At 47.0% G+C, this 20,892-nt stretch carries 17 protein-coding genes and 1 tRNA gene; 10 read left to right on the top strand and 8 right to left on the bottom strand.

What is annotated here, in order from left to right; genetic code table 11:
* Window positions 1–36: 36 nt before the first annotated feature.
* Window positions 37–1,191, bottom strand: a complete 1,155-nt coding sequence (locus V4210_RS01530; RefSeq protein WP_338521090.1) for a PKD domain-containing protein — start codon at window positions 1,189–1,191, stop codon at window positions 37–39.
* A 140-nt stretch (window positions 1,192–1,331) separates the two neighbouring features.
* On the opposite strand from V4210_RS01530, the gene V4210_RS01525 reads away from it, so the two are divergent.
* On the top strand, window positions 1,332–2,321 hold the full coding sequence (locus V4210_RS01525) for a DHH family phosphoesterase (protein WP_338521089.1): 990 nt from the start codon (window positions 1,332–1,334) through the stop codon (window positions 2,319–2,321).
* 17 nt (window positions 2,322–2,338) lie between these two features.
* Here the strand turns inward: V4210_RS01525 and V4210_RS01520 are convergent, their stop codons facing one another.
* The gene (locus tag V4210_RS01520; protein ID WP_338521088.1) at window positions 2,339–3,181 is read right to left on the bottom strand and encodes a hypothetical protein; all 843 of its coding nucleotides are present in this window, start codon (window positions 3,179–3,181) and stop codon (window positions 2,339–2,341) included.
* Window positions 3,182–3,245: 64 nt separating this feature from the next.
* Window positions 3,246–4,130, bottom strand: a complete 885-nt coding sequence (locus V4210_RS01515) for a hypothetical protein (RefSeq protein ID WP_338521087.1) — start codon at window positions 4,128–4,130, stop codon at window positions 3,246–3,248.
* Between the two features lie 337 nt (window positions 4,131–4,467).
* Between V4210_RS01515 and V4210_RS01510 the strand changes: the two genes are divergently transcribed.
* Entirely contained in the window at window positions 4,468–4,728 is a 261-nt protein-coding gene (locus V4210_RS01510) for a hypothetical protein (protein ID WP_338521086.1), read from the top strand.
* A 165-nt stretch (window positions 4,729–4,893) separates the two neighbouring features.
* A complete protein-coding gene (gene cysS, locus V4210_RS01505; RefSeq protein ID WP_338521085.1) occupies window positions 4,894–6,327 on the top strand; it encodes a cysteine--tRNA ligase in 1,434 nt (477 codons plus the stop codon).
* Between the two features lie 43 nt (window positions 6,328–6,370).
* On the opposite strand, the gene V4210_RS01500 is transcribed toward cysS, so the two are convergent.
* From V4210_RS01500 to V4210_RS01490, 3 genes are all read right to left on the bottom strand, one after another.
* Window positions 6,371–7,504, bottom strand: a complete 1,134-nt coding sequence (locus tag V4210_RS01500) for an AI-2E family transporter (protein WP_338521084.1) — start codon at window positions 7,502–7,504, stop codon at window positions 6,371–6,373.
* 92 nt (window positions 7,505–7,596) lie between these two features.
* Window positions 7,597–8,832, bottom strand: coding sequence for an ABC transporter permease (locus tag V4210_RS01495; RefSeq protein ID WP_338521083.1), 1,236 nt, complete (start codon window positions 8,830–8,832; stop codon window positions 7,597–7,599).
* On the bottom strand, window positions 8,825–9,577 hold the full coding sequence (locus V4210_RS01490; RefSeq protein WP_338521082.1) for an ABC transporter ATP-binding protein: 753 nt from the start codon (window positions 9,575–9,577) through the stop codon (window positions 8,825–8,827). Before V4210_RS01490 ends, V4210_RS01495 begins: the two co-directional genes overlap by 8 nt.
* A 74-nt stretch (window positions 9,578–9,651) precedes the next feature.
* On the opposite strand from V4210_RS01490, the gene V4210_RS01485 reads away from it, so the two are divergent.
* The 5 genes from V4210_RS01485 to V4210_RS01465 all read left to right on the top strand — a co-directional run bounded on the left by V4210_RS01485 (window position 9,652) and on the right by V4210_RS01465 (window position 15,522).
* A complete protein-coding gene (locus V4210_RS01485) occupies window positions 9,652–10,326 on the top strand; it encodes a response regulator transcription factor (RefSeq protein WP_338521081.1) in 675 nt (224 codons plus the stop codon).
* Window positions 10,323–11,288: a sensor histidine kinase gene (locus V4210_RS01480; RefSeq protein ID WP_338521080.1), complete on the top strand. Its 966-nt coding sequence runs from the start codon at window positions 10,323–10,325 to the stop codon at window positions 11,286–11,288. Before V4210_RS01485 ends, V4210_RS01480 begins: the two co-directional genes overlap by 4 nt.
* 74 nt (window positions 11,289–11,362) lie before the next feature.
* Window positions 11,363–11,830 (top strand): GreA/GreB family elongation factor, encoded by a 468-nt coding sequence (locus V4210_RS01475; protein WP_338521079.1) that lies wholly within the window; start codon window positions 11,363–11,365, stop codon window positions 11,828–11,830.
* Between the two features lie 96 nt (window positions 11,831–11,926).
* Window positions 11,927–12,970, top strand: a complete 1,044-nt coding sequence (locus tag V4210_RS01470) for a hypothetical protein (RefSeq protein ID WP_338521078.1) — start codon at window positions 11,927–11,929, stop codon at window positions 12,968–12,970.
* A gap of 50 nt (window positions 12,971–13,020) precedes the next feature.
* Window positions 13,021–15,522 (top strand): cation-translocating P-type ATPase, encoded by a 2,502-nt coding sequence (locus tag V4210_RS01465; protein WP_338521077.1) that lies wholly within the window; start codon window positions 13,021–13,023, stop codon window positions 15,520–15,522.
* A gap of 11 nt (window positions 15,523–15,533) precedes the next feature.
* On the opposite strand, the gene V4210_RS01460 is transcribed toward V4210_RS01465, so the two are convergent.
* Window positions 15,534–16,181, bottom strand: a complete 648-nt coding sequence (locus tag V4210_RS01460; protein ID WP_338521076.1) for a hypothetical protein — start codon at window positions 16,179–16,181, stop codon at window positions 15,534–15,536.
* A gap of 280 nt (window positions 16,182–16,461) precedes the next feature.
* Between V4210_RS01460 and V4210_RS01455 the strand changes: the two genes are divergently transcribed.
* Window positions 16,462–20,073 carry a hypothetical protein gene (locus V4210_RS01455; RefSeq protein WP_338521075.1) on the top strand — a complete coding sequence of 1,204 codons (3,612 nt, stop codon included), beginning with the start codon at window positions 16,462–16,464 and terminating at the stop codon, window positions 20,071–20,073.
* Between the two features lie 138 nt (window positions 20,074–20,211).
* On the opposite strand, the gene V4210_RS01450 is transcribed toward V4210_RS01455, so the two are convergent.
* Window positions 20,212–20,286 (bottom strand) — tRNA-Gln (locus tag V4210_RS01450).
* A 102-nt stretch (window positions 20,287–20,388) separates the two neighbouring features.
* Between V4210_RS01450 and V4210_RS01445 the strand changes: the two genes are divergently transcribed.
* Entirely contained in the window at window positions 20,389–20,850 is a 462-nt protein-coding gene (locus V4210_RS01445) for a type II secretion system protein (protein WP_338521074.1), read from the top strand.
* The last annotated feature ends 42 nt before the right edge of the window (window positions 20,851–20,892 follow it).

The raw sequence follows: 20,892 nt of genomic DNA, 5'->3' as shown, positions 1-20,892 counted from the left end.
CTCGATATCAAGCGGGTATTTTTCATCGTCAACTATCTACAAGCGGCGGCGACTGATGACGTAGGCGACAGCTGCCGTAGTCAATCCACCGAGTCCCAGTACTGAAACAACCATGTTCTCAGTACCAGTCCGTGGCAATTCAGGAGTTGTTGGAGGAGTAGGAGTCGTTGGCGCTGGTTGACACTTACTCATGTCAGTCGTGTGCTTTGACTCAGTAAACTCTTCCTTTTTAATCTCACGAATCTCTTTCGTTTCGATGACACAAACCTTGATCTTAGCTGGAGCTTCCTTGCAGTCGTTCGGGTTCTTTGAGTGCTTCTTAGCGTCAAATTCTGAAGCCTTGATAGTTACTGGGTACTTCTTGTCGGATAATCGGCAGACTTCCATGGTAGGCTCAGGATTAACCGTAACAGTGGTCTGACAGTTTTGGCTAGTTTTTTGAACATTGGAGCCTTCTTTACCATTCACCGTAACGGTAACTTTATAGTTACCAGCTTTTGCGTATGTGTGTTGAATTTCAGATGAGGTAGTCGTTTTAGTGGTGCCGTCACCAAAGTTGTAGGTGTAGCTGGTAACACTTGCGCCGCCCTTAGCAGTCGCTTTAGTGCTAAACTTGAAAGTATCGCGAGATACTGCAGTTTTTTGCATCGCATCACAAGTCAACACAGGCTTTGCTGGAGGGGTTGTTGGCGGACCCCAAACCGGGTTACCACAATCCTTGATCACACCAGTGATGAACTTACCGTCATTGTCAAACCAAGCATAAATTTTGTACCGGGTAATACCGTCGATAAAGCTCTGGCCAGTCGTGTACTGGTAGTAGGTGTGACCAGCAGCACTATACTGACGAGAAGGCGTCACCTGGCGAGTACCAGCTTTTGCCTGGACAGTTACTGCATTAGTGGCAACAACACGACCATCAACAGTAATATTTCCGTTAGCGTCAACCACACCTTCACGCATGTTTGAACCGCCTTGTACCATCTCATCATTGATGTACCATTGGTTGTACAATGATTTGATCTCTGGACGAGCATATGCGGATTTCAATTCTGACAGAGAATTGGTACCACAGTGGACAACGTTAAAGTTACTACAGTTGGCAGCCTTAGATGGAGTCGCCATCCAAATACCACCGATGAGAGCAATCCCCAAAGAGATAGCTATACCGATTTTCTTAAATTTATTCATAAAAACTCCTCTTCTTTTGATCCTCACCTCGGACCTTATGTGTCCATATTATCATAAACTTTATTTTTTGTCAATAATAGTGGCCATTTATCGCATATTATCACTCTCTCAGTAAAAACCTCGTCTGCTATAATAAGGACATGTTTGATACCGCCCAACAACTCATCCAATCCGCCAACAACATCGTCATCATCCAAGCTGAAAATCCTGACGGTGACAGCCTGGGTTCTAGCTTGGCGCTGGAGGAAGTGCTGAGTGATTTGGGTAAGACCGTGACACTGTATTGCCCAGTTGATATCCCCAAATATCTGCGCTACATCCGCGGCTGGGACCGGGTAGTTGGCGATTTTCCAGCCCATGCCGACTTGGCTATCATCGTGGATACCAGCGCCGACGTGCTACTCAGCAAGGTCTTAGAAACGCCGGGCGTACGGCATTTTTTGGAAACGCACCCAGTTTTGGTCATCGACCACCACACTGCCGAGTCCACGCTGAGTTTTGAGCACACCATGCTCTCTGATACCGTAGTGGCTACTGGGGAATTACTATACCAATTGTTCACACATGCCGGCTGGATCATCAACCAGCAAGCAGCGGAAAATTTGTTAATCGCCATCATGTCTGACAGCCTGGGCCTCACCACGCCAAACACCACTGCGTCGACCTTTCACGTCGCTGGTGAATTGACCGCACTCGGTGCATCTAACGCCGAAATTGAAGAACGACGACGTGAATTTATGAAAAAATCGCCAGAAATTTTGGCGTACAAAGGCAAGCTAATTGAGCGAATCGAATATCTGCTGGACGGGCAATTAGCGCTCGTGCACGTGCCGTTTGAGGAAATTCAAGCCTACAGCGACGCCTACAACCCCGGCGCGCTGATCGGCGACGAACTACGGTTGGTCGAGGGCGTGGCGCTCAGCTGCGTCATCAAAACCTATCCTGACGGTAAACTGACCGCCCGCCTGCGCGGCAACCTGCCCATCGCCGACACTGTGGCTGGCTACTTCGGCGGCGGCGGCCATCCGTATGCAGCTGGATTTCGGGTGTACGAAGATTATGAGGAAATTGTGCGGGAACTGGTCCAGGCAACTAGCCGAGCTTTGGAAGAAGCAAAGGATATAGACTAGATCATTTGACAGGTTTACTATTTGTAAATATAACTCAGGCCCGCTTGCTCCAAGCGCTGAATTATGCCCTCATGCACCGCAAAGGCATCTTTTGCAGTCACGGGACCATTGACCTCTCTTCGTACCTTTTCTACTCGATCGGACAAACTAGGGTATCTCAACATCATTCTATCCTCGTACATTAGATGATCCTGAAACACCTTACCTACGGCATAGGCTCGCAGCTCAGAGCAGAGTCTTGCTCGGTCATCTTTGGGATATATCTCCACAACTGGGTCCATAACATAATCACGCGCATGATCTGTCTCGTGAGACAAAGTGGCGACATTGATAGCCATAAGTCCACTATTAGCTACGCTGACAACAGGACGAGAATATATATAAAGGTCCATGTCAGTTACCATGGAGAAACTGGTATGACAAGATCCGGTGAGCTTTCCTGTCTCTTTTGTCATAACAGGCGAGGCCTTTATCTGATCATATATTTCATCGCCATACACTCCGGCATACTTGTCGCTGGCGAGAGCCTCGTCTATTTTAGCTTTTTGGACTGGCATATGAGACATCTGTTTTCCAGAGATAACAAACTTATCACAACCAATAAGCGGTATAATATTTTTATCCGTCCAATCAGAGTCAGGATGACTATCTCCTAGTTCTTCACCCTCAACCCATTCCATAGGCTCCAGCATTTGAGCCGTGTCATATAACCCTAGGGCTACCGCTCCCAGCTTATCAAGTATCTCAGGATTCTCTAAAGCACCTAATAGTTTATCTTTCATGTACTTTAAAGAATCTAGCGGGATAGGGTTATCATAGCTAGGGGTTGACGGGTTAATGATGTACAGTTCGTCTCTCATAACTATCTTTTTATTATACATTATAATTAGTATTTTGTCAATTGTAAGGCTCAAGACATAAGCTCTACTGATAAATATGACCCAAGCCTGCTGCAATCAAACGTTTCACCAAATCATCATGTACCGCAAAGGCATCTTTTGCAGTCACGGGACCATTGACCTCCTGACGGATAGCTTCAACTCTGCGAGATGCTAACGCAGCGCGCTCCATTAACCCGTGAGTCTCGGCAAGATACCGCTCGACACAGTCGCCAACCGCGTACGCCTTTAACTCACGAGCAAGTTTAAGACGAGATTTGAAACCTGTTAACATGGCGGCTGATAGATCTTTTTTGTCACAAACATAGAGGAATGGAGTATTCACATGATCCAACGCGTGCGTCGCTTCATGGACCATAACCGCAATGTCGATTGGTTCAATGTCAGTAGAGTTCATGCCTATAAAAGGCCGACCTGCAACATGAGAAATATCGTCTTTAGTAAGATTAAAATATTTTGTCACTGCGCAACATGTAGCTAGACTCGGACGATCAACCTTCATCATCTCGCTATTATATTTACTACCTAACACTCTCTCTAGCTGAGGAATTAATATTTGACCACATTCATCGCTGGTTAGCTTTTTGTTGATGGCTTCAAGTTGCATAGGCGTTGGCGCAAGCTTAAAATGCGAGGTGAATTTTGTATTTCCAACTAGCGGGATACTGTTCGGGTCAGACGCCAGCAACTCATCCGCTCTGACAATACCATCCCTATTGTACGTAACAGGATGTAGCTGCTGAGCAACCTCGGCAAGTTCCAGCGCCAAACCTCCCAGTTTGTCAGTGATTTCAGGACGATCCAGCGTTTCTACCAACTGGTCCTGAATGCGCCCAAGCTCCGCCGGGTTGTTAATCGGGTGCCACCTCTGCCGCGTGGGTGATGTGCTGCCAGGACGTCGCTCACTCATAGTCATCAAATTATACACTATATTGTTAATACTGTCAATGATTATGCCTTGGCTAACAGGGGATCAGGGCTGTGTCTTTGATGATAGACGTTGACATTTTATTTAATTAGTGGTATAAAGATAGTAGACTTTTGTTGACGAAGTTTTATGGCTTTGTCCAAAAGTTGTATGTTGACAAGCAGTTGAGAATAGAGCAAGGTGAGATTTTGTGGTGGTATTTTGAAGTGAAAATGGCGCCATGAAACCTCATCTTGCTCACGCGCCATCCGGGTGCTGAGCAGTGTTTTTCCTGAGGGAAAACACGAGCACTCCGCTCGGATGAGGAGAGAGTGGAAAGATGGATACAAAAACCGTCCACCGTATTATGAGAGCTCTTTCGTCCGGTAAAGTCGGACGCCGAATCGAGGCCTCCTCCTATGGGGAGGCTACCTTCTATCTAAAGCATGGCGAAGTTCTCTTCGCTATTGCCCAGTACCCGACACATAGGGTTCTGCTAATTGTTGATACCGCTGAGCGGTATCAACAATTAGAGTATAAGGAAACCCCTTATACTCTATACGCCATAGACGAGAGAGAACTTAAACAATTTCTCTCCTGAACCCGAACTGGCAAGCCGCTGAGAACTCTATCTGGCGGCTCTCTCCGCCGCGGTATTATTCTCCTGCTTGTCAGTTCGCTCCATAGATGTGTGTCTGTGCTGATGAGTCGGAAACGACGAAAGCGAACTTTGAAAAAGCGGCCTGTCTGCCGTACAATAGAGTTGATGATACAGCTCTACAACACCCTCACTCGCCGTAAAGATGAACTAAAACCGCTTGACGGGCAGACGGTTCGCATGTATACCTGCGGGCTGACGGTGTATTCGCAGCCGCACATCGGCAACTGGGTTGGCTATATCTATTGGGATGTATTGGTGCGCTTGTTGCGCTGGCAGGACATTCCAGTGATTCGTACGCAAAATATCACTGACGTTGGGCATTTGACCAGCGATGATGATAATGGCGAGGATAAGATGGAGAAGGGGGCGCGCCGCGAAGGGAAAACCGCTTGGGATATTGCCGAGCAGTACATCGCCATCGCCGACCACGAAGCATATGAGGTATTGAAATTAGTGCGGCCCGACCATTTAGTGCGGGCAACAGACTATATCCAGCAGCAGATCGACTTTGCCAAGGGGCTGGACGAAAAGGGATTTTTGTACAAGATTGACGGCGATGGTATGTATTTTGATACGTCGCGACTACCGGATTATGGCAAATTGGCGCGACTGGACGTGGCGGGCCTAGAGGCCGGCGCGCGGGTCAGCGTGGCAGGCAAGCGCAACATCACCGATTTCGCCGTCTGGAAGTTTTCACCAACCAACGCCAAGCGCGACATGGAATGGGACAGCCCGTGGGGCGTCGGTTTTCCAGGTTGGCACCTAGAATGCTCGACCATCGCTCGGGAGACGCTGGGTGATGCAATCGACATTCACACTGGCGGCATCGACCACATTCCGGTGCATCATACCAACGAAATTGCTCAGAGCGAGAGCCTGACTGGGCAGCAATTCTCTCAAATTTGGCTGCACAATAACCACATCAAAGTCGACAGCCGCAAGATGAGTAAGTCGCTGGGCAACATCATCACCCTTAGCGATATCACCGCCCGTGGCTTTAGCCCGATGGCCTTCAAGCTAGCGATTCTCAGCAAGCATTACCAAACCGAAGGCAATTTCACCTGGGAGATTTTGGAAGCAGCCCAAGCCCGGCTGGATCATTGGCGTGGCTATGCGGCGCTGCGGCACCAGACGCACGACACGCTGGATGATGACGATGAGAAGGACGAGCAGGAAGGCACGGTGTCGCTACTGGCGGCGCGGCAGGCGCTCGTTGAAAAACTGAATGATGACTTGGATACGCCAGGAGCCTTGGCTCTAATCGACGAAGCGTTTTCACGGCTAGATCATGCGCCGTTAGAGAAAATCCATCGCGGCGGCTTGTTGCAATTGATTGAAATTATCGATGAGGTTTTAGGCTTGGATTTGGCGGCATCGACCCCTGACATCACTGACGATTTGAAAAGATTGATCATCCAGCGACGCAGCGCCCGCGCCGAGAAAGACTGGCAAGAATCCGACCGCATTCGCGATGAGCTGTTGGCGGCTGGCATCGCCATTCGCGACACGCCAAGTGGCAGCATTTGGGCATGGAAATAGCCCGCCGGAGCAACCGAGCGGGCTAGCTCATGGCGCAGCTTGATTAGTCTTCGTTTTTCATCTTCTTTACTAACTTGTTGAGCGGCTTCGCGCTTTCAAGACGATTTTTCTTGGCTTGTTCCAAGTAGTTTTCCAACAAGACCTTGACCACACCGGCCGCTGGGATGGCGATCAAACTTCCCAATAGCCCACCGACATAGAGACCAATAGTCACTGATGATAGCACCATCAGTGCTGACAGCTCTAGCTTCTTTGACTGAATTGATGGTGCAATGAAATTATTTTCAATCTGCTGGTAGATGATGAAGTAAGCAGCATAGATGATGCCAGCAGTGACGTTATTGAAGAATAATAATAGCGCAATCAGTAGACCAGCCAGAGTGGCGCCAAACATTGGGATAAGCGTCAAAATGAAGGTGACCATGACAGTCAACATTGCCAGGTTTGAGTCAATAGCTGGGAACGCCAGACTCAAACAGAACACCACCACACCAGACAATACAGCGTCAATACCCGACACCGTCAATTGTCCAGACACATAGCCTGTGACCACATTGTACATCTGTCCAGCTAGCTTTTTGTGATTTTCCATCTTGCTTTGGTCGTTGTAGAGTCCCCACAAGCGCTTCATCCAGGTTGGGCCTTCCAGCAGCATCAAAAACGACAAAACCAATACCAAGAACAGGGAACCAAGGAATGACGCCAGCGAACCTACGCTTGAGATCAAGTTCGTACCCGCGCTGGCTGCCCATGAGGAAGCTTGTTGCTTCAAGTTGTTCAATGTCGCGTCAACTTGCGGACGCCAGCCATTTTTATCGATTAGCTCGTTGATGCCGTGCCACTGCGAACCGGCTTGATCAACCAAGCCCGGCACGCTCTCAACAAACTTGGCGGACTGCTGGACAATTGGCGGCACTGCAAACCACGCCACACAGCCCAGTAGCGTCACCAACATGACATAGGCTAACGCCGTACCGCCCAGACGGCTTTTACCAGGCAGCAGCTTCGCCAGAGCCGAAACGGGTCGGTTCAAAGCCAGAGCCAAGAACAGGGAAATACCAAGGAGAATCAGCGCACTCTTTGCCGAATAAATTGCTACTCCTGCCAGTCCAAAACCAATCACCACCAGCCAGAACCGCACAAATGTTTTTGTGTCTATTTCAATACGTACTTTCATAGGTAACATTGTACAATCTTATACCGAGTAGCGCAAGCAAAACGAGGCGCCCAACCACTGAACGCCTCGCATTGTAACTGAATATTTGACGGTTAATTTTTCGCCGCTTCGTCACGTCGAGCCCGCAAGACTGACAACGACAATTTGCTGTCATACTGCATGGCACCGTAGCGAAACAGTTTGACCGCCACCACAACCGCCACAAAGGCACTGGCTGCCAAAATAGCCACGGCGATAACCGCCTCGTGAACTGGCAAGTTACCGACGGCATTGCGGAGCAGTAGTGGAATTGGTGCAGTCAATGGGAAATAGCTGAAAAACTGCACAAATGGTGAATCTGGATATGATACAAATGCACTAGCACCATACAGTGGAGCAAATAGAGCAAGGATGACAATAGTAAACCAGGAGGATGCTTCTTTGGCGGTTGGCATCATGGCACCAACCGCAACTAACAGACCGGTAAACATCATAAATCCTGTGGCAAATACCCCCAGAGCGATGCCAATTCTCACTGGGTCGAATACCAAATTGCTCAAATCTAACGATGGTATATGCAGCTTTTGACCTAAGGTGAAGTACAGCACCAATACCGGTACAATGATGACCAGCCCCTGAATCAGCGCCAGTGAAATCATCGCCAAAATCTTTCCGGTGATCAACGTCTTAGCCTTGACTGTCGTCAGTAGCATTTCCACTGTACGGTTTTCTTTTTCCTCAACCGTGCTGTTGAGCATCTGCCCACCAAAGAAGGCAATTAGCATATAGAACAGCACCAAGAAAAAGCCCGGTACGATCATTTCCTTCACGCCGTCAAATTCAACACCGTTACGGTAGGTAGTCGTTTCCGTTTTCACTTTCTTTTGCAAGATCGCTTTGGACTGTGGATCTATTTTCCCCTCAATCGAAGCCGTCAACAACGTCTCAGCCACCGCAGAATAACGACTATTTTGGAACATACCAACATCTTTACCATAGGTCTGTACGGTATTCTGTTCCAAGTTAGCAGGGAAGTAGATAAATCCATCCAGACTACCGTCTTTGACGCGCTGAATACCCTGGTCTTTGCTACTTAATTTTTCCAGCTTCATCTGCTCAGCCAATTGTGAGTTAACAACGCCTGAGTTGTCAACGATAGCTACTTTGAAATCTTGTTCTTGAAGCTTTTTGGTAGCTTCCATAGTGGCTTGATTTGACCAAAAGACGATGCCGAAAATAGCAGCAAACATCAGCGGGAAGCCGAGCGCCATCGCCCAAAAGCTGAATTTCTTCAGCATGCGCATGATCTCAAATTTAACCACCGTTCCCAAATTGTACATGTTACGCATTGACCGCCTCCTTTTCCTCGCCGCCGTAAATCTTCACAAAAATATCATCCAGGCTCTTACCGCCATATTTCTTTCTGATATCCGCCACGGTGCCGTATTCTACTGCTTTGCCGTCTTTTAGGAGAACTACTCGGTCGCACAAACGCTCGACTTCTTCCATCTGGTGCGTCACGAACACCACGGTGGCGCCAGCCTTTTGTCGCTCTTCAATGATGTTCATCAGTAGTCGGCGATTGACTGGGTCAAAACCCTTGGTTGGCTCGTCTAAAATGAGTAGCTCTGGGTCACCCATGATAGTAACGCCCAGCTGAATTTTTTGTTGCTGACCACCTGATAATTTGTCCAGTCGAGTTTTTGCCTTATCACTCAAGCCAACTCGCTCCAAATACTTGATTGAAAAATCGCGAGCCTCTTCCTGGCTCAGACCTTTCAAGCGACCAAAGTAAATCATCGTGTCAATGACTTTTTCTTTTTTGTACAAACCGCGCTCTTCCGGGAGATAGCCTAGCTTGACGCCATCTTCAACTGCATACGGTTTGCCATCAACTAGCAGCTCACCAGCCGTTGGCTCGTATAGCCCCAACAGCGCCCTGAGTGTGGTGGTTTTTCCTGAACCATTGCTACCCAAAAATCCGAACACTTCGCCGCGCATCACCTCAAAGCTCAAATCTTTGATGACCGTTTTGGTGCCAAACTTCATACTAAAATTTTTAATTTGAATAATGGGATTTACCTCTTTACCCATACACCTCCTTGGTTATTGTCACCATCAATTATAGCATTCAGGGTTTTTTCAGAAAACCAGGGTATAATGGGCATATGAGACTATTGGTCGTCGAAGACGAAAGAAAAATCGCCCGAGTTATCGCCGCCGCGCTGCGGTCAGAAGGTCACGCCGTCGACATGGTTCATGACGGAGAAGAGGGATTGGCTATGGCAGAAACTGAGCCATATGACCTATTAGTACTGGACCGCATGCTACCAGGCAAAAGCGGCACCGATATCATCACCTCACTGCGCCAAGCCAACAAAACAATGCCTATTTTGCTACTGACGGCACTTGGCACAACCGAAGACAAAGCTTTTGGTCTGGACGTCGGCGCTGATGACTATCTGGTCAAGCCATTCGCCATCGATGAGCTGACTGCCCGCGTCAGGGCACTCCTGAGGCGGCCGCCTTTGGCACATGATGACGAATTGACCGTTGCCGATCTGACACTCAACCAGACCCAGCGCACTGTCAAACGCAGTGGTAAAACCATTGAGCTGACTGCCAAAGAGTTCGCGCTGTTGGAATACCTGATGCGCCATCCTGGTCAAACCTTGAGTAAAGAAACGCTGATCGCCCATGTGTGGGATTTTGATGCTGATATTTTGCCGAACAACGTCGAAGCTTACATCAAGCAACTGCGCAAGAAAATCGACAAGCCGTTTCGCCGTCCACTGATCCACACCGTGCGTGGCTTTGGCTATAAAGTGGAGGCAGGCGCGTGAAACTATTCACCTCCGCCACCATCAAACTAGCAAGCTGGTATCTGTTGATATTGATGATGGTCAGTCTACTGTTTAGCGGCATCATCTTTAACATTGCGCGCTCGGAAATTGACGCTCGACTGCAAGGTTTCGCCGTCAAGCGTGGACTAGTCAGCGGCAACTCACTGGACAAACCACTGAGCGAGCAGATGGAGGCCACCGACACCAATCTCATCATCAGCTTGGCGTATCTCAACCTGGTGGTACTACTCGGCGGTGGGGTTATCGCTTATCTTCTGGCGCAGCGCACCTTAGAGCCAATTGAAGCCGCACACCAAGCCCAATCACGCTTTGTCGCTAACGCCAGTCATCAGCTACGCACACCACTGGCCATCATGAAAGCCGAGGCCGAGCTGGCATTGCACAATCCCAAAACGCCCAAATCAGAGCTGCGGCAAACACTGACAAGCAATCTTGAGGAGATCAATCGCTTGAACGAGCTTGCCACCATGCTTTTAGAATTATCCCACAGCGAACGACAGCTCTCGTCCAACATCGAAAAATTTGACCTGGTAGAGTTAACCAACAATCTGATCAGTTCCAGGCCAGGCAAGGAGCGGGTGACGCTGCACGCCCCCGATGACTTGGCGGTCACCATGAACCGACCAGCAGTGCGAGAAGTGATTGCAGTGCTTTTGGATAATGCCGTCAAGCACAGCCCCGACACTTCACCCATTAGCCTCACCATCAAACCCTTCAAAACGACTGTCGTCATCACTGTCACCAACCATGGCCCAGGTATCAACGCCAAAGATCTGCCGCACATATTTGAACGATTTTACAGCGGCCAGCAACACGCCAATAGTTACGGGCTGGGGCTCAGCCTAGCGCATCAACTAACGCGTGCTTTGGGCGGGCATATTTCTGCACGATCCACCCCTGGAAAAGTCACAACATTTACACTTTCGCTGCCAAAACGCTAAATTTCAGGTATTTTTCAGGTAGACATGGTGTACTAGATAGTGTCGGTTGGGTAAGCAACCGGGAAAGGGGTACTATGAGTAATGTACGAACGACGCATCTCAGTCAAAAAGGCTTTAAAGAATTACACAAAGAAATTTCTCAGTTAGAAGCACAAGAAAAAACGCTCCAGTTCACCTTGCGTGAAATCGGTCGTGCTAAATCCCGCGACGATAAATTGCAGCGCAATGAGGTCATCATGAACCTGGAACTGGTCAGTGGTAAATTGGCCAATTTACGCCACATGCTAAAGAATGCCAAACCGCTACCACGCAAACGCGACCGCTTACGCGTCGCTCTGGGCTCAATCGTTGACTTAGTCGATCAGCAAGGTCGCATGCTTCACTACATACTGGTTGACAGTCTGGAAGCCAATCCGACAGACGGACGCATCTCCATCGACAGCCCGTTGGGTCGCAGTCTACTAGACAAGCGCCCCAAAGACACCGTTTCCTGGTGCGCTGGCGTCAAATTGCAGCACGCCCAGCTGGTCGCCATCCGATAACTACGAACCACCACACCCCCTTCAGCTTCCGTCATCATGGCGGAAGCTCTTTTGGTGCGATTGACAATTTAGCATAAACAAAATATAATACCGCTTATGCGTAGAAGACAAAAACAACAGATCTTTATTGGCGTTTTCATTGGCTTATTTGTCATTGCAGTCAGTATCCTAGGGATCATATTTTATAATCACCATCAAAAAGAGCAGATCAATCAGCGTCTGGCTGCCAACACAGTTCATTTCGCCTCTGATGGCTACAATATCGCTGCTACTATGTTGCTGCCGAAAGACCAGTATTCGTACGAGATCAAAAGCGAAGAGCGTCCGCGCTTTCCAACCATGACCATCAAAGACAAGGGCGAAACATACACCATCACCGCCAAAATCGCGCAGGTCGGGAAAGCCAGCCGTGCCAACGACCTCGAGGCTGCCAAAAAACGAGGCAACTTCACCGAGCTCAAAGCTGACAAAGCCACTGGCGCACTGGGAGGCTATGCCTATGATGACAATTCATATCACTACATCGTCAAAATACCACTGGTTCAGCGTGACCAAGAATGGTACGAACTCCACCTAGACATTGAAAATATCAGCAATGCTTCAGGCAGTAAAACCTTGTTCGAGTCATCCAGTATCCAGTCATTGGTCAAGTCTGTCAGGTACGACAGTAATTACCAAGCGCCCGACCAAGAATACACTTCAGATGACCGAGAAATCGTGAAGGTAAACAAGTTCGCTAATGAAATCGACGGCTTTAGCATCACGCAACGGTCCAGTGCTGATGACAAAATCACTTTTGTTGGCACCAGAAATAATGTCCAAATCAGCCTCACAGTTCGTCCTGTTTCCACCTCTAAAACACTAGAGCAGGCGACTGCAGATGATTATTATGTAAAGGCTGGCACCCACAAATACGACCAAATTACCAAGTATAATTCCAAAGAAGTACAACACACAGCGCCACAAAGTGACCCGACAAGCTACGTCACCTTCTTTTACTATTTTGAAAAGGACGGCGTGATACTACAAGGGACTGGCCGCTACAACGCTGAAGGCAAGAATGCCTTTGACCAAATGGCCAAAACCGTCTTTGAAACAGTCCAAGTCGACAAAGCTCGCGCCAAAAAATACGTGCAGTAGCCAAAGAGTGCGAATAGACCGCTTATGCTTTTTGCTTTATAATACGAAGCATGACATTTTACGCCACGCCCGCTCACGAAACCCTGAAAAAATTACGCACAAATGAATATGGGCTAACAGCCAGAGAAGTTAAACGCCGCCAAAAACAGTACGGCATCAACGTTATCAAGATTGAATCCGAGCCGCTCTGGAAAAAGATTATAGAACCGTTTTTGGATATTTTCATGCTGGTGCTAGGGGTGGCAGCCGCCATCAGTTTGTGGCACGGCGATAACATTGACGCGGTCATCATTTTGGTAATCATCGCCATCTCAGCAATCATTTTCTACGTCCAGCGATTTTCGACTGACCGGGTTCTCCGCAGCCTATCCAAACGCAGCGTACAAAAAGTTGACGTACTGCGCGGCAATCACACAGCTCGCGTTGACGCCTCGCAGCTGGTACCTGGCGACATCATCACCCTGGCTGAAGGCGAAAAAATCCCAGCAGACATCAGACTCCTCCGAACGGCTAATCTGCGAGTTGATGAGTCACAATTGACCGGTGAATCATTGCCCATCAGCAAAAAACCTGACGTACTCGAGGGCCATAAAGAATTGTATGAACAAACCAACATGTTGTTTCAAGGCTCGTTCATCATCAGCGGCACTGGCACTGGCGTCGTGGTTACGACTGGTAATAACACCGAGTTCGGCAACCTTGCCACGCTGTCAAAACGGCAAAATACCCAAAGTCCCGTCCAGCAAAAGATCGACATCTTGATCACCAGAATCATCGCTGTTGTTGCTGCCGTCAGTGTTGTAGCTTTTGGTCTCAGCCTGCTGCGCAGCATGGACGTTCTGGAGAGCCTGCGCTTTGTCATGGCTCTGGCTGTCAGCGCCGTTCCCGAGAGTCTACCAATTGCCATATCTGTTGTGTTGGTTCTGGGTATGCGACGCATGGCTGCCAAAAAAGCTTTGGTACATCAGATGCGAGCCATCGAAACCATCGGCGTCATCACCACCATCGCCACAGACAAAACTGGCACGCTGACCAAAAACAAATTGACCGTCCAAGAAACCTGGTCGCCTAACGACACGGCCATCATCGACATCATCGCCCGCACCATCAACCGTGGCGACGCCAAAAGCCACGACCCGCTTGATATTGCGCTGGAAGAATTTGTGCGCACACACGGCGTCCAAGTCAAAAATTCGCCATTTCGTGAACTACCATTTAACCAAGATTTCAGTATGTCTGCTGCGGTGTGGCATCATGGCAAGGATTTTCAGCTGTACCTCAAGGGCGCGCCTGAGCAGATTTTGGCAGCCTGCAAAGTAACCGCCGCTGTCAAAAAACAAGCTCTGGCAGCCCTGGAAGCATTTGCCGCCAAGGGACAGCGAGTCATCGGCCTGGCGTCCTACACGTCAGCACATCCAGTTCATGAATTTTACGAATTGAAAGGTAAGAAATTAACCTTTGAAGGCTTTGTGGCAGTCAACGATGTACTGCGCCCAGAAGCACCTCGAGCAATTCGTGCCGCTCTAAAAGCCGGCGTGTCCGTACGCATGATCACCGGCGATCATTTTGAAACAGCCTACCAAATCGGACATCAACTAGGCATGGTCAAGGACCGCGACGAGGTATTTGACTGTCGCCAAATGAATAAGCTAACAGACGAGCAGCTCAACCCAATCGTCGAGCGAACCAAAGTCTTCTCTCGCGTCATCCCCGAGCAAAAATACCGCTTGCTGACCATTCTCAAAAAGCATCACATCACCGCCATGACAGGAGACGGCGTCAATGATGTGCCAGCGCTCAGCAATGCTCACATTGGCGTGGCTATGGGTTCGGGGTCGCACATTGCGCGTGACGCTGGAGCTATCATTTTGCTGGACGATAATTTCAAGACTATCATCGACGCTATGCGCGAAGGGCGAACTATCATCGCCAATGTCCGCCGTATGTTGTTTTATCTGCTGTCGACTAACACCGGCGAGCTGATCACCATGATTGGCGCGCTGCTGATTGGCATCAAAACCCCGCTGGAACCGGTGCAAATTCTGTGGGTCAACCTGGTCACTGACACCTCAATGGTTATCCCACTTGGCTTGGAGCCAACAGAGAAGGGGGTGATGAACCGCCCGCCCGAAAAGCCAGATGCTCCAATTTTGAACCACATGATGGTCTGGCGAATGGTTATCGTCGCCGGCACCATGTCAGCTATCGCCTTGGCGGTTTACATCTTCTTTGAACAACGGCAGGGACACGCATATGCCCAAACCATGGCCTTCATCGCCCTGGTAGTCAGCCAGTGGGCAAATGCGTTCAACGCTCGCTCCGACGACGAGTCGCTCCTGAAGCACCTAAAAGTCATGAACAAGAGTTTCTATGCCGGCATAAGCTTATCTATCGTCCTGCAAATTTTAGTCTTCTTTGGGCCTCTTGGTGGAATCCTCCACATCGCACACGTCGCCCTCAGTGACATGATCATCATCAGCCTGGTATCATTCATCATCCCGATTGCCGTCTCTGAATGGCATAAGTATGTTACGAGGCAGAGTAAGGGCTAAGATAATATCATCTAGTCTTCGCTATACATCAGCACAACCCACAAGAAATCCTGACCATCCAGCGCCTGCATATACGGCGCTTCAGTGATATCGCGTCGCATCAGCTCACCTAAATATAGTGCTGCATCATTCACTAGGGCATATTTTTTACCCTGAGATACGGCAGCGGGCTTATCTATACCACATATTTCGGCGACCTGTTTCATGACTACATCACGGTAGAGCGCAAATGAATGACAGTCACGCGCTGCGAGCAGGTAAGCCCAAGTGGATGGAGCAAATTTTTTGTCTGACATCAAGAATTGTGTCATCGCCCCAGCGCTATCAATATTCTGATCGACAGACTCAGGCGTTGCACGCCATAGCTCATTAATGACAGCGTGAGCATTCGGGCGCTGCAAAAAATCTTTCAAATCATCAATGTCCCGCCAATTAGCAAAATTACTAGTACTTGTGTGGTGTGTCAGGATGCGCGCAACCTCTGCAACTGACTCTTTAGTAACTGATTGGTACTGCGCCAACTCCTTGTTGAGGCGAGGCAGAATATCCCATTTATATAATTCATCCCACAGCTTAGCATCGCCAGAATACCGTCGCCGAAAATAGTCCTCTTTATGAAGATCATAAAATGCTTTTAGCGCGACTTTGTTGATTTCCATCTTTTTCCTTTCTGTTAATAACTTCAAGACATACAATGACTTTATTATAGACCCTGTAATCATATCATTAAATGGTTATTTTGATCGTTATTCTCTGGACCTTTCAAAAGATATTAGTCGGTGCGTTGTCATGAATGAAAATAACCGCGCTGATATATTAGCTATACACACATAAACCTAGCACATCAGACGAACGTGATAAATATAGACCGCTGTAAGGCGTGTAACCGTCGGCGAGCTATCAAGCTATGTATTAATATAAGTGCTATAATTCTATATTATGAGCAGTGGCGACTCGGCAATACCCAAGGGATGCACAAACCCCATATCCGCATCTGGCGATGGGTATGTTTTTGAGCATTCCGTGCAGGCATTTTTTGTGATCCAAATGATCACAGGTGGACTAGTGCCTAGGATGGACAACTGCGAAGTAACGAGGATAGTATTCCAGGCAGAGCGATATGGAAGGAAGACTGATGATTGCGAAGTAACCCTTAAAGACCTGAACAACCCGAGAAGAGAAAAGACGCTACTGGTTCAGGTAAAGCGAAAAGTTCGTCTTTCAAACGGTGAATTTACAAAAACCATAAAAGATGCTTGGAACGATTTTAACAGCCAGAGCTTTAATAGGAACTCTGATAGAATAATGCTCGTCACTGGCGAGCTTGAGAAGAGTGGAATTGGGCTGAAGAATATACTGACTCATATTCAAAGCTCTTATCAGTCGGCTGATCAGTTCTGGGAAAACTACGATAATAATGTTTTAGGCAGAAATAAAGATGAGCTTAATGGTCTTAGGTATCTGCGCGAAAAACTAACACTAGCAAACAATAACATTGCCTTAGATAGAGAAGTGGAATTTGAGTTCTTGAAATCTTTCTTCATAATAAAATCTGACATGCATGAGAATCTGTTTGAAGACGGTGATATTAATGTCGCCTTGATTCATAGCATCTTGGCACAGAAAAAATGGAAAGATAACGTAAGCCCTAAAGTTGTATGGGAACGGCTCTGTCATTATGTAGCTACTCGTAATAAAGACCAGATAGAGCTATTAAAAGATGATCTGCCTAAAAAACTACTGGAGATATTCAAAGAAGAGAAAGTAATCCGACAAGATGATGTAGTGAGCTTACAGGATGAAAATCAATTAGTCAAAAAAGCAGAACCGTCAAAAAACAAGATCACAATTAAAACAGCACACAAAAAAGAGCTAGCATTACTATGTTTAATTGGTGAATTTGACTCTGCAAATTCAAATGATAAAAAAATAGTGTCTGAATTGCTAAGATGTGATGAAGACTCCTTGTTGGACGTAGTCCAAGAAATAAATTCTACCGATGATCAAGTACTAGAACTAAGAGATACTACGTGGAAGGTTCTTGACATTAAATCTACGGTTGAGCAGCTAAGTAAATGCATTTATGACAACCATATTGATGTTTTTGCGGATATTTACTTAAGGATCCTGAGTGAAATTAATCCAGCGCTAGATTTGCCAATAGACGAAAGATATATGGCTAATATTTACAAAAAGAGCCGAGCATACTCAGCGACAATTAGGACTGGCGTAGCAAATGGTATGGCCATGCTTGCGAATAATCAAGGTATGTTTAGCAAGTGCTCTGCCAACAAAATAGCCAATACGGCAAATAATATAGTGTCCGGGCTACTTTCTGATAGTCAAAATCCAAAACTATGGATGAGCATCACAGACAACGCCTCTTTAATCGCTCAAGCATCTCCAGTTCAGTTTTTGTCAAGACTAGAGAGCACCCTTAAAATAAAAAATGATAATCCAATTGCGACAGGTATAAAGGAAAGTTCAGGTGACTCATTCTTTCAGCCAGATTACATGACTGGTTTATACTGGGCGCTGGCTGATTTATCTTGGGATAAAAAATATTTTTCACGAGCTAGTCTAGTGTTAGCTAAGATTGCAACCCTCGAAATTGATCAGACAGAGAATAAAAAGCGTTCCCTAGATACCATCCTACATACGATCCTGCCGTGGCAGCCGAAAACGCTTGCCCCCTTAGAGGTTCAACACGGTGTGGTCGAAAAAATAGTCAATGAGCATAAAGCTGTCGGGCGAGAGCTACTCAAGGGTTTACTGCCGAATATGACTCAAACAACCATGGAGAGGAAACTTCCAGAATGGCTAGATATTACCAATACTCTTCAGCCTGTTACGCAACAAGAGCTATGGAAGGAGAGTTCATACTACTCAAATCTCTACATAGATACAACCGAGTCTCTTCAAGAAATCGTTGATGCAATCAATAGCGTTAACCATCTTACCGATGATACTTTGCCGAGTTTTACCAACCAACTAAATAAGCGCCTGCAAAACATGACTGATAAAGATAGGCAAGTAGTATGGGAGGTATTACTTAAAAAAATAAATAATCTAGATCGGCGCAGTAAAGATGAAGACGAAAGGGTAAAGATACTCAAAAAAATTGCCAGTGATATAGAGCCTGAAGATGATTTGTGTAAGTCTATATATCTATTTAGTAATTATGACCATGATCTTATAGGCTATAACGACTGGGAAAAAGGCAAGAAAGAACTGGAAGAGAAACAGCGAGAATCACTTCTCAAGATTTTAAACTCAGATAATGCCATTCGCCAGCTGAATGAGCTTATTAACCAAGCCAAGATGCCGTACACCATAGGATCTAGCCTGGGCTCTATAAATTATCCATCCATCGAAAACATGCTATTACCTAAATTCCTCAACGAGAATAAAGCTGAAAAAGAATTTATTAGTAACTTCATTTATACGAGATATTTCTATTATAAAGGTGATATCAACTGGGTTAATAAGTTAGATTTTGCCAGCTGGAATAACGAACAGAAGATTCTACTTCTTCTAGCTTTGCCATTTAGCCAAAGCACCTGGGACCTATTGGACGCACAACAAAATAAAGACCTTACTAAAGGATATTGGGATAGGGTCGATAATTTTAGACATACGATTGATGATAAATATTCCGAAGCTGCAGTTAGAAACCTTCTGAAGGCCAAGCGCCCTCTGGCCGCAATTGAATATATTGCCTCAGTGATCATTATGGGTGATAGCTCCATCAAACAGCAAATTGATCCAGAACTATGTCTAAAAGCACTAATGGCATCATTAAATACCACTGAAAACATTTCAGGCACAAATAACTTACAGTACGAAATAGGTCGAGTATTCAAGTATTTATACGACAACATTGACTATACAAGAACGAACCTATGGGAGGCGGAGTGGGGCTGTATTAGTCTTTTTGGAAAACATGGCATAGGACAACCACGAGCATTAATATATCGAATTGCAAATGATGCAGATTTTTTCTGCGATCTAATTAAGACTGCCTACAAATCAGAACTTCCCGATGTCAAGCAGCAAGAGATTGACGATGCTATCCAATACAGATTATTAAAAATATTATCGTTTAATGACTTTATGGTTATGCCAGGCATAGACCAATATGGCACATTCCGAGAAGATGATTTTATTACCTGGATATACAAGGTCGAAGAGATATGTAAGATGAGTGGGCACTTGGGTATCGCCCAATCTGTTATAGGTGGATACCTAATAAACTCTCCTGAAGATAAAAGCGGCTTATGGATCAACAAAACGGTAGCAAGAATTTTAGACCGAAATGATTCAGTATCTATGAGATCTGGGTACAACATGGGTATTCATAATGCACGTGGTATGCACGTAGTAGACGAAACGGGCGAGGCTGAGGCCTCCTTGAGAGATAAATGGCGGAATCGTGCAAATGAGATTGAGTCTTTGGGTTTTATAAATCTTGCAACATCACTACGTGAGCTTGCAGAGACTTATGAGAGAGAAAGAAACCGCATAATTAAGCAAGAGCGGTTTAGAGATTAATATATTCCTCACACTCAATACATTTGGCGCTAGACCTACGCAAGATATAGGCACAAAGATAGGGGGTATCTATACAATAGACCAAATCATACAAACAAACCGCCCAACCACTTCTGGCTAGACGGTTGATATACAATGTGGCTGGGCCGGAGGGATTCGAACCCCCGAATGCCAGGACCAAAACCTGGTGCCTTACCACTTGGCGACGGCCCAATACGAGCAACGCGTGTGAGCGCAGCTACGTGTAACATTGTACCACATCAGGGCAGAGATACCAAGCTTGCCAATCCGCCAACGCCGCCGTATAATCAAACTATGCATAAGCACTATGGTTTTACAATCGTCGAAGTATTGGTAGTCGTCTTAGTCCTCGGCATCTTGATGACCCTCGGTGGCCTAGCGTGGCGCGCTGCCCGCGAAGACGCCATCAATAACGAAAGCAAGACTGAATTATTAACCATCCAAAACGCCGTCGAAGAATATTACAGCCAAAATGGAGAATATCCGTGGCCTGCGTCCTGCAGTAAATACAGCTCGGCGACCAACCGGACGTGCGACGCTGGCGAGCTCAACCCATTACTGGTGCCAAAATATCTCAAAGAATTACCGACAGACTGGCGTGGCAAACACTACGAATACACCGTCAATAAAAGCCCCGACAATCGCTACGGGCTGCTGATGTACCGAGCTAACGGCACCAAATGTCGCGTCGGAAAAGGCATCCTGGCGATGTGGTGGAACACACCAGCACCAGCGGCTGAAAATTGCGACTTCTAAGCCGCTACTTGACTATTTCCCAAATGCGGTCTATTTGGGGTA

This window comes from Candidatus Nanosynbacter featherlites, from assembly GCF_037013405.1.
GTDB lineage: Bacteria > Patescibacteriota > Saccharimonadia > Saccharimonadales > Saccharimonadaceae > Nanosynbacter > Nanosynbacter featherlites_B.
The sequence above is the reverse complement of the archived record's forward strand: the minus strand, read 5'-3'. Positions and strand labels throughout refer to the sequence as shown.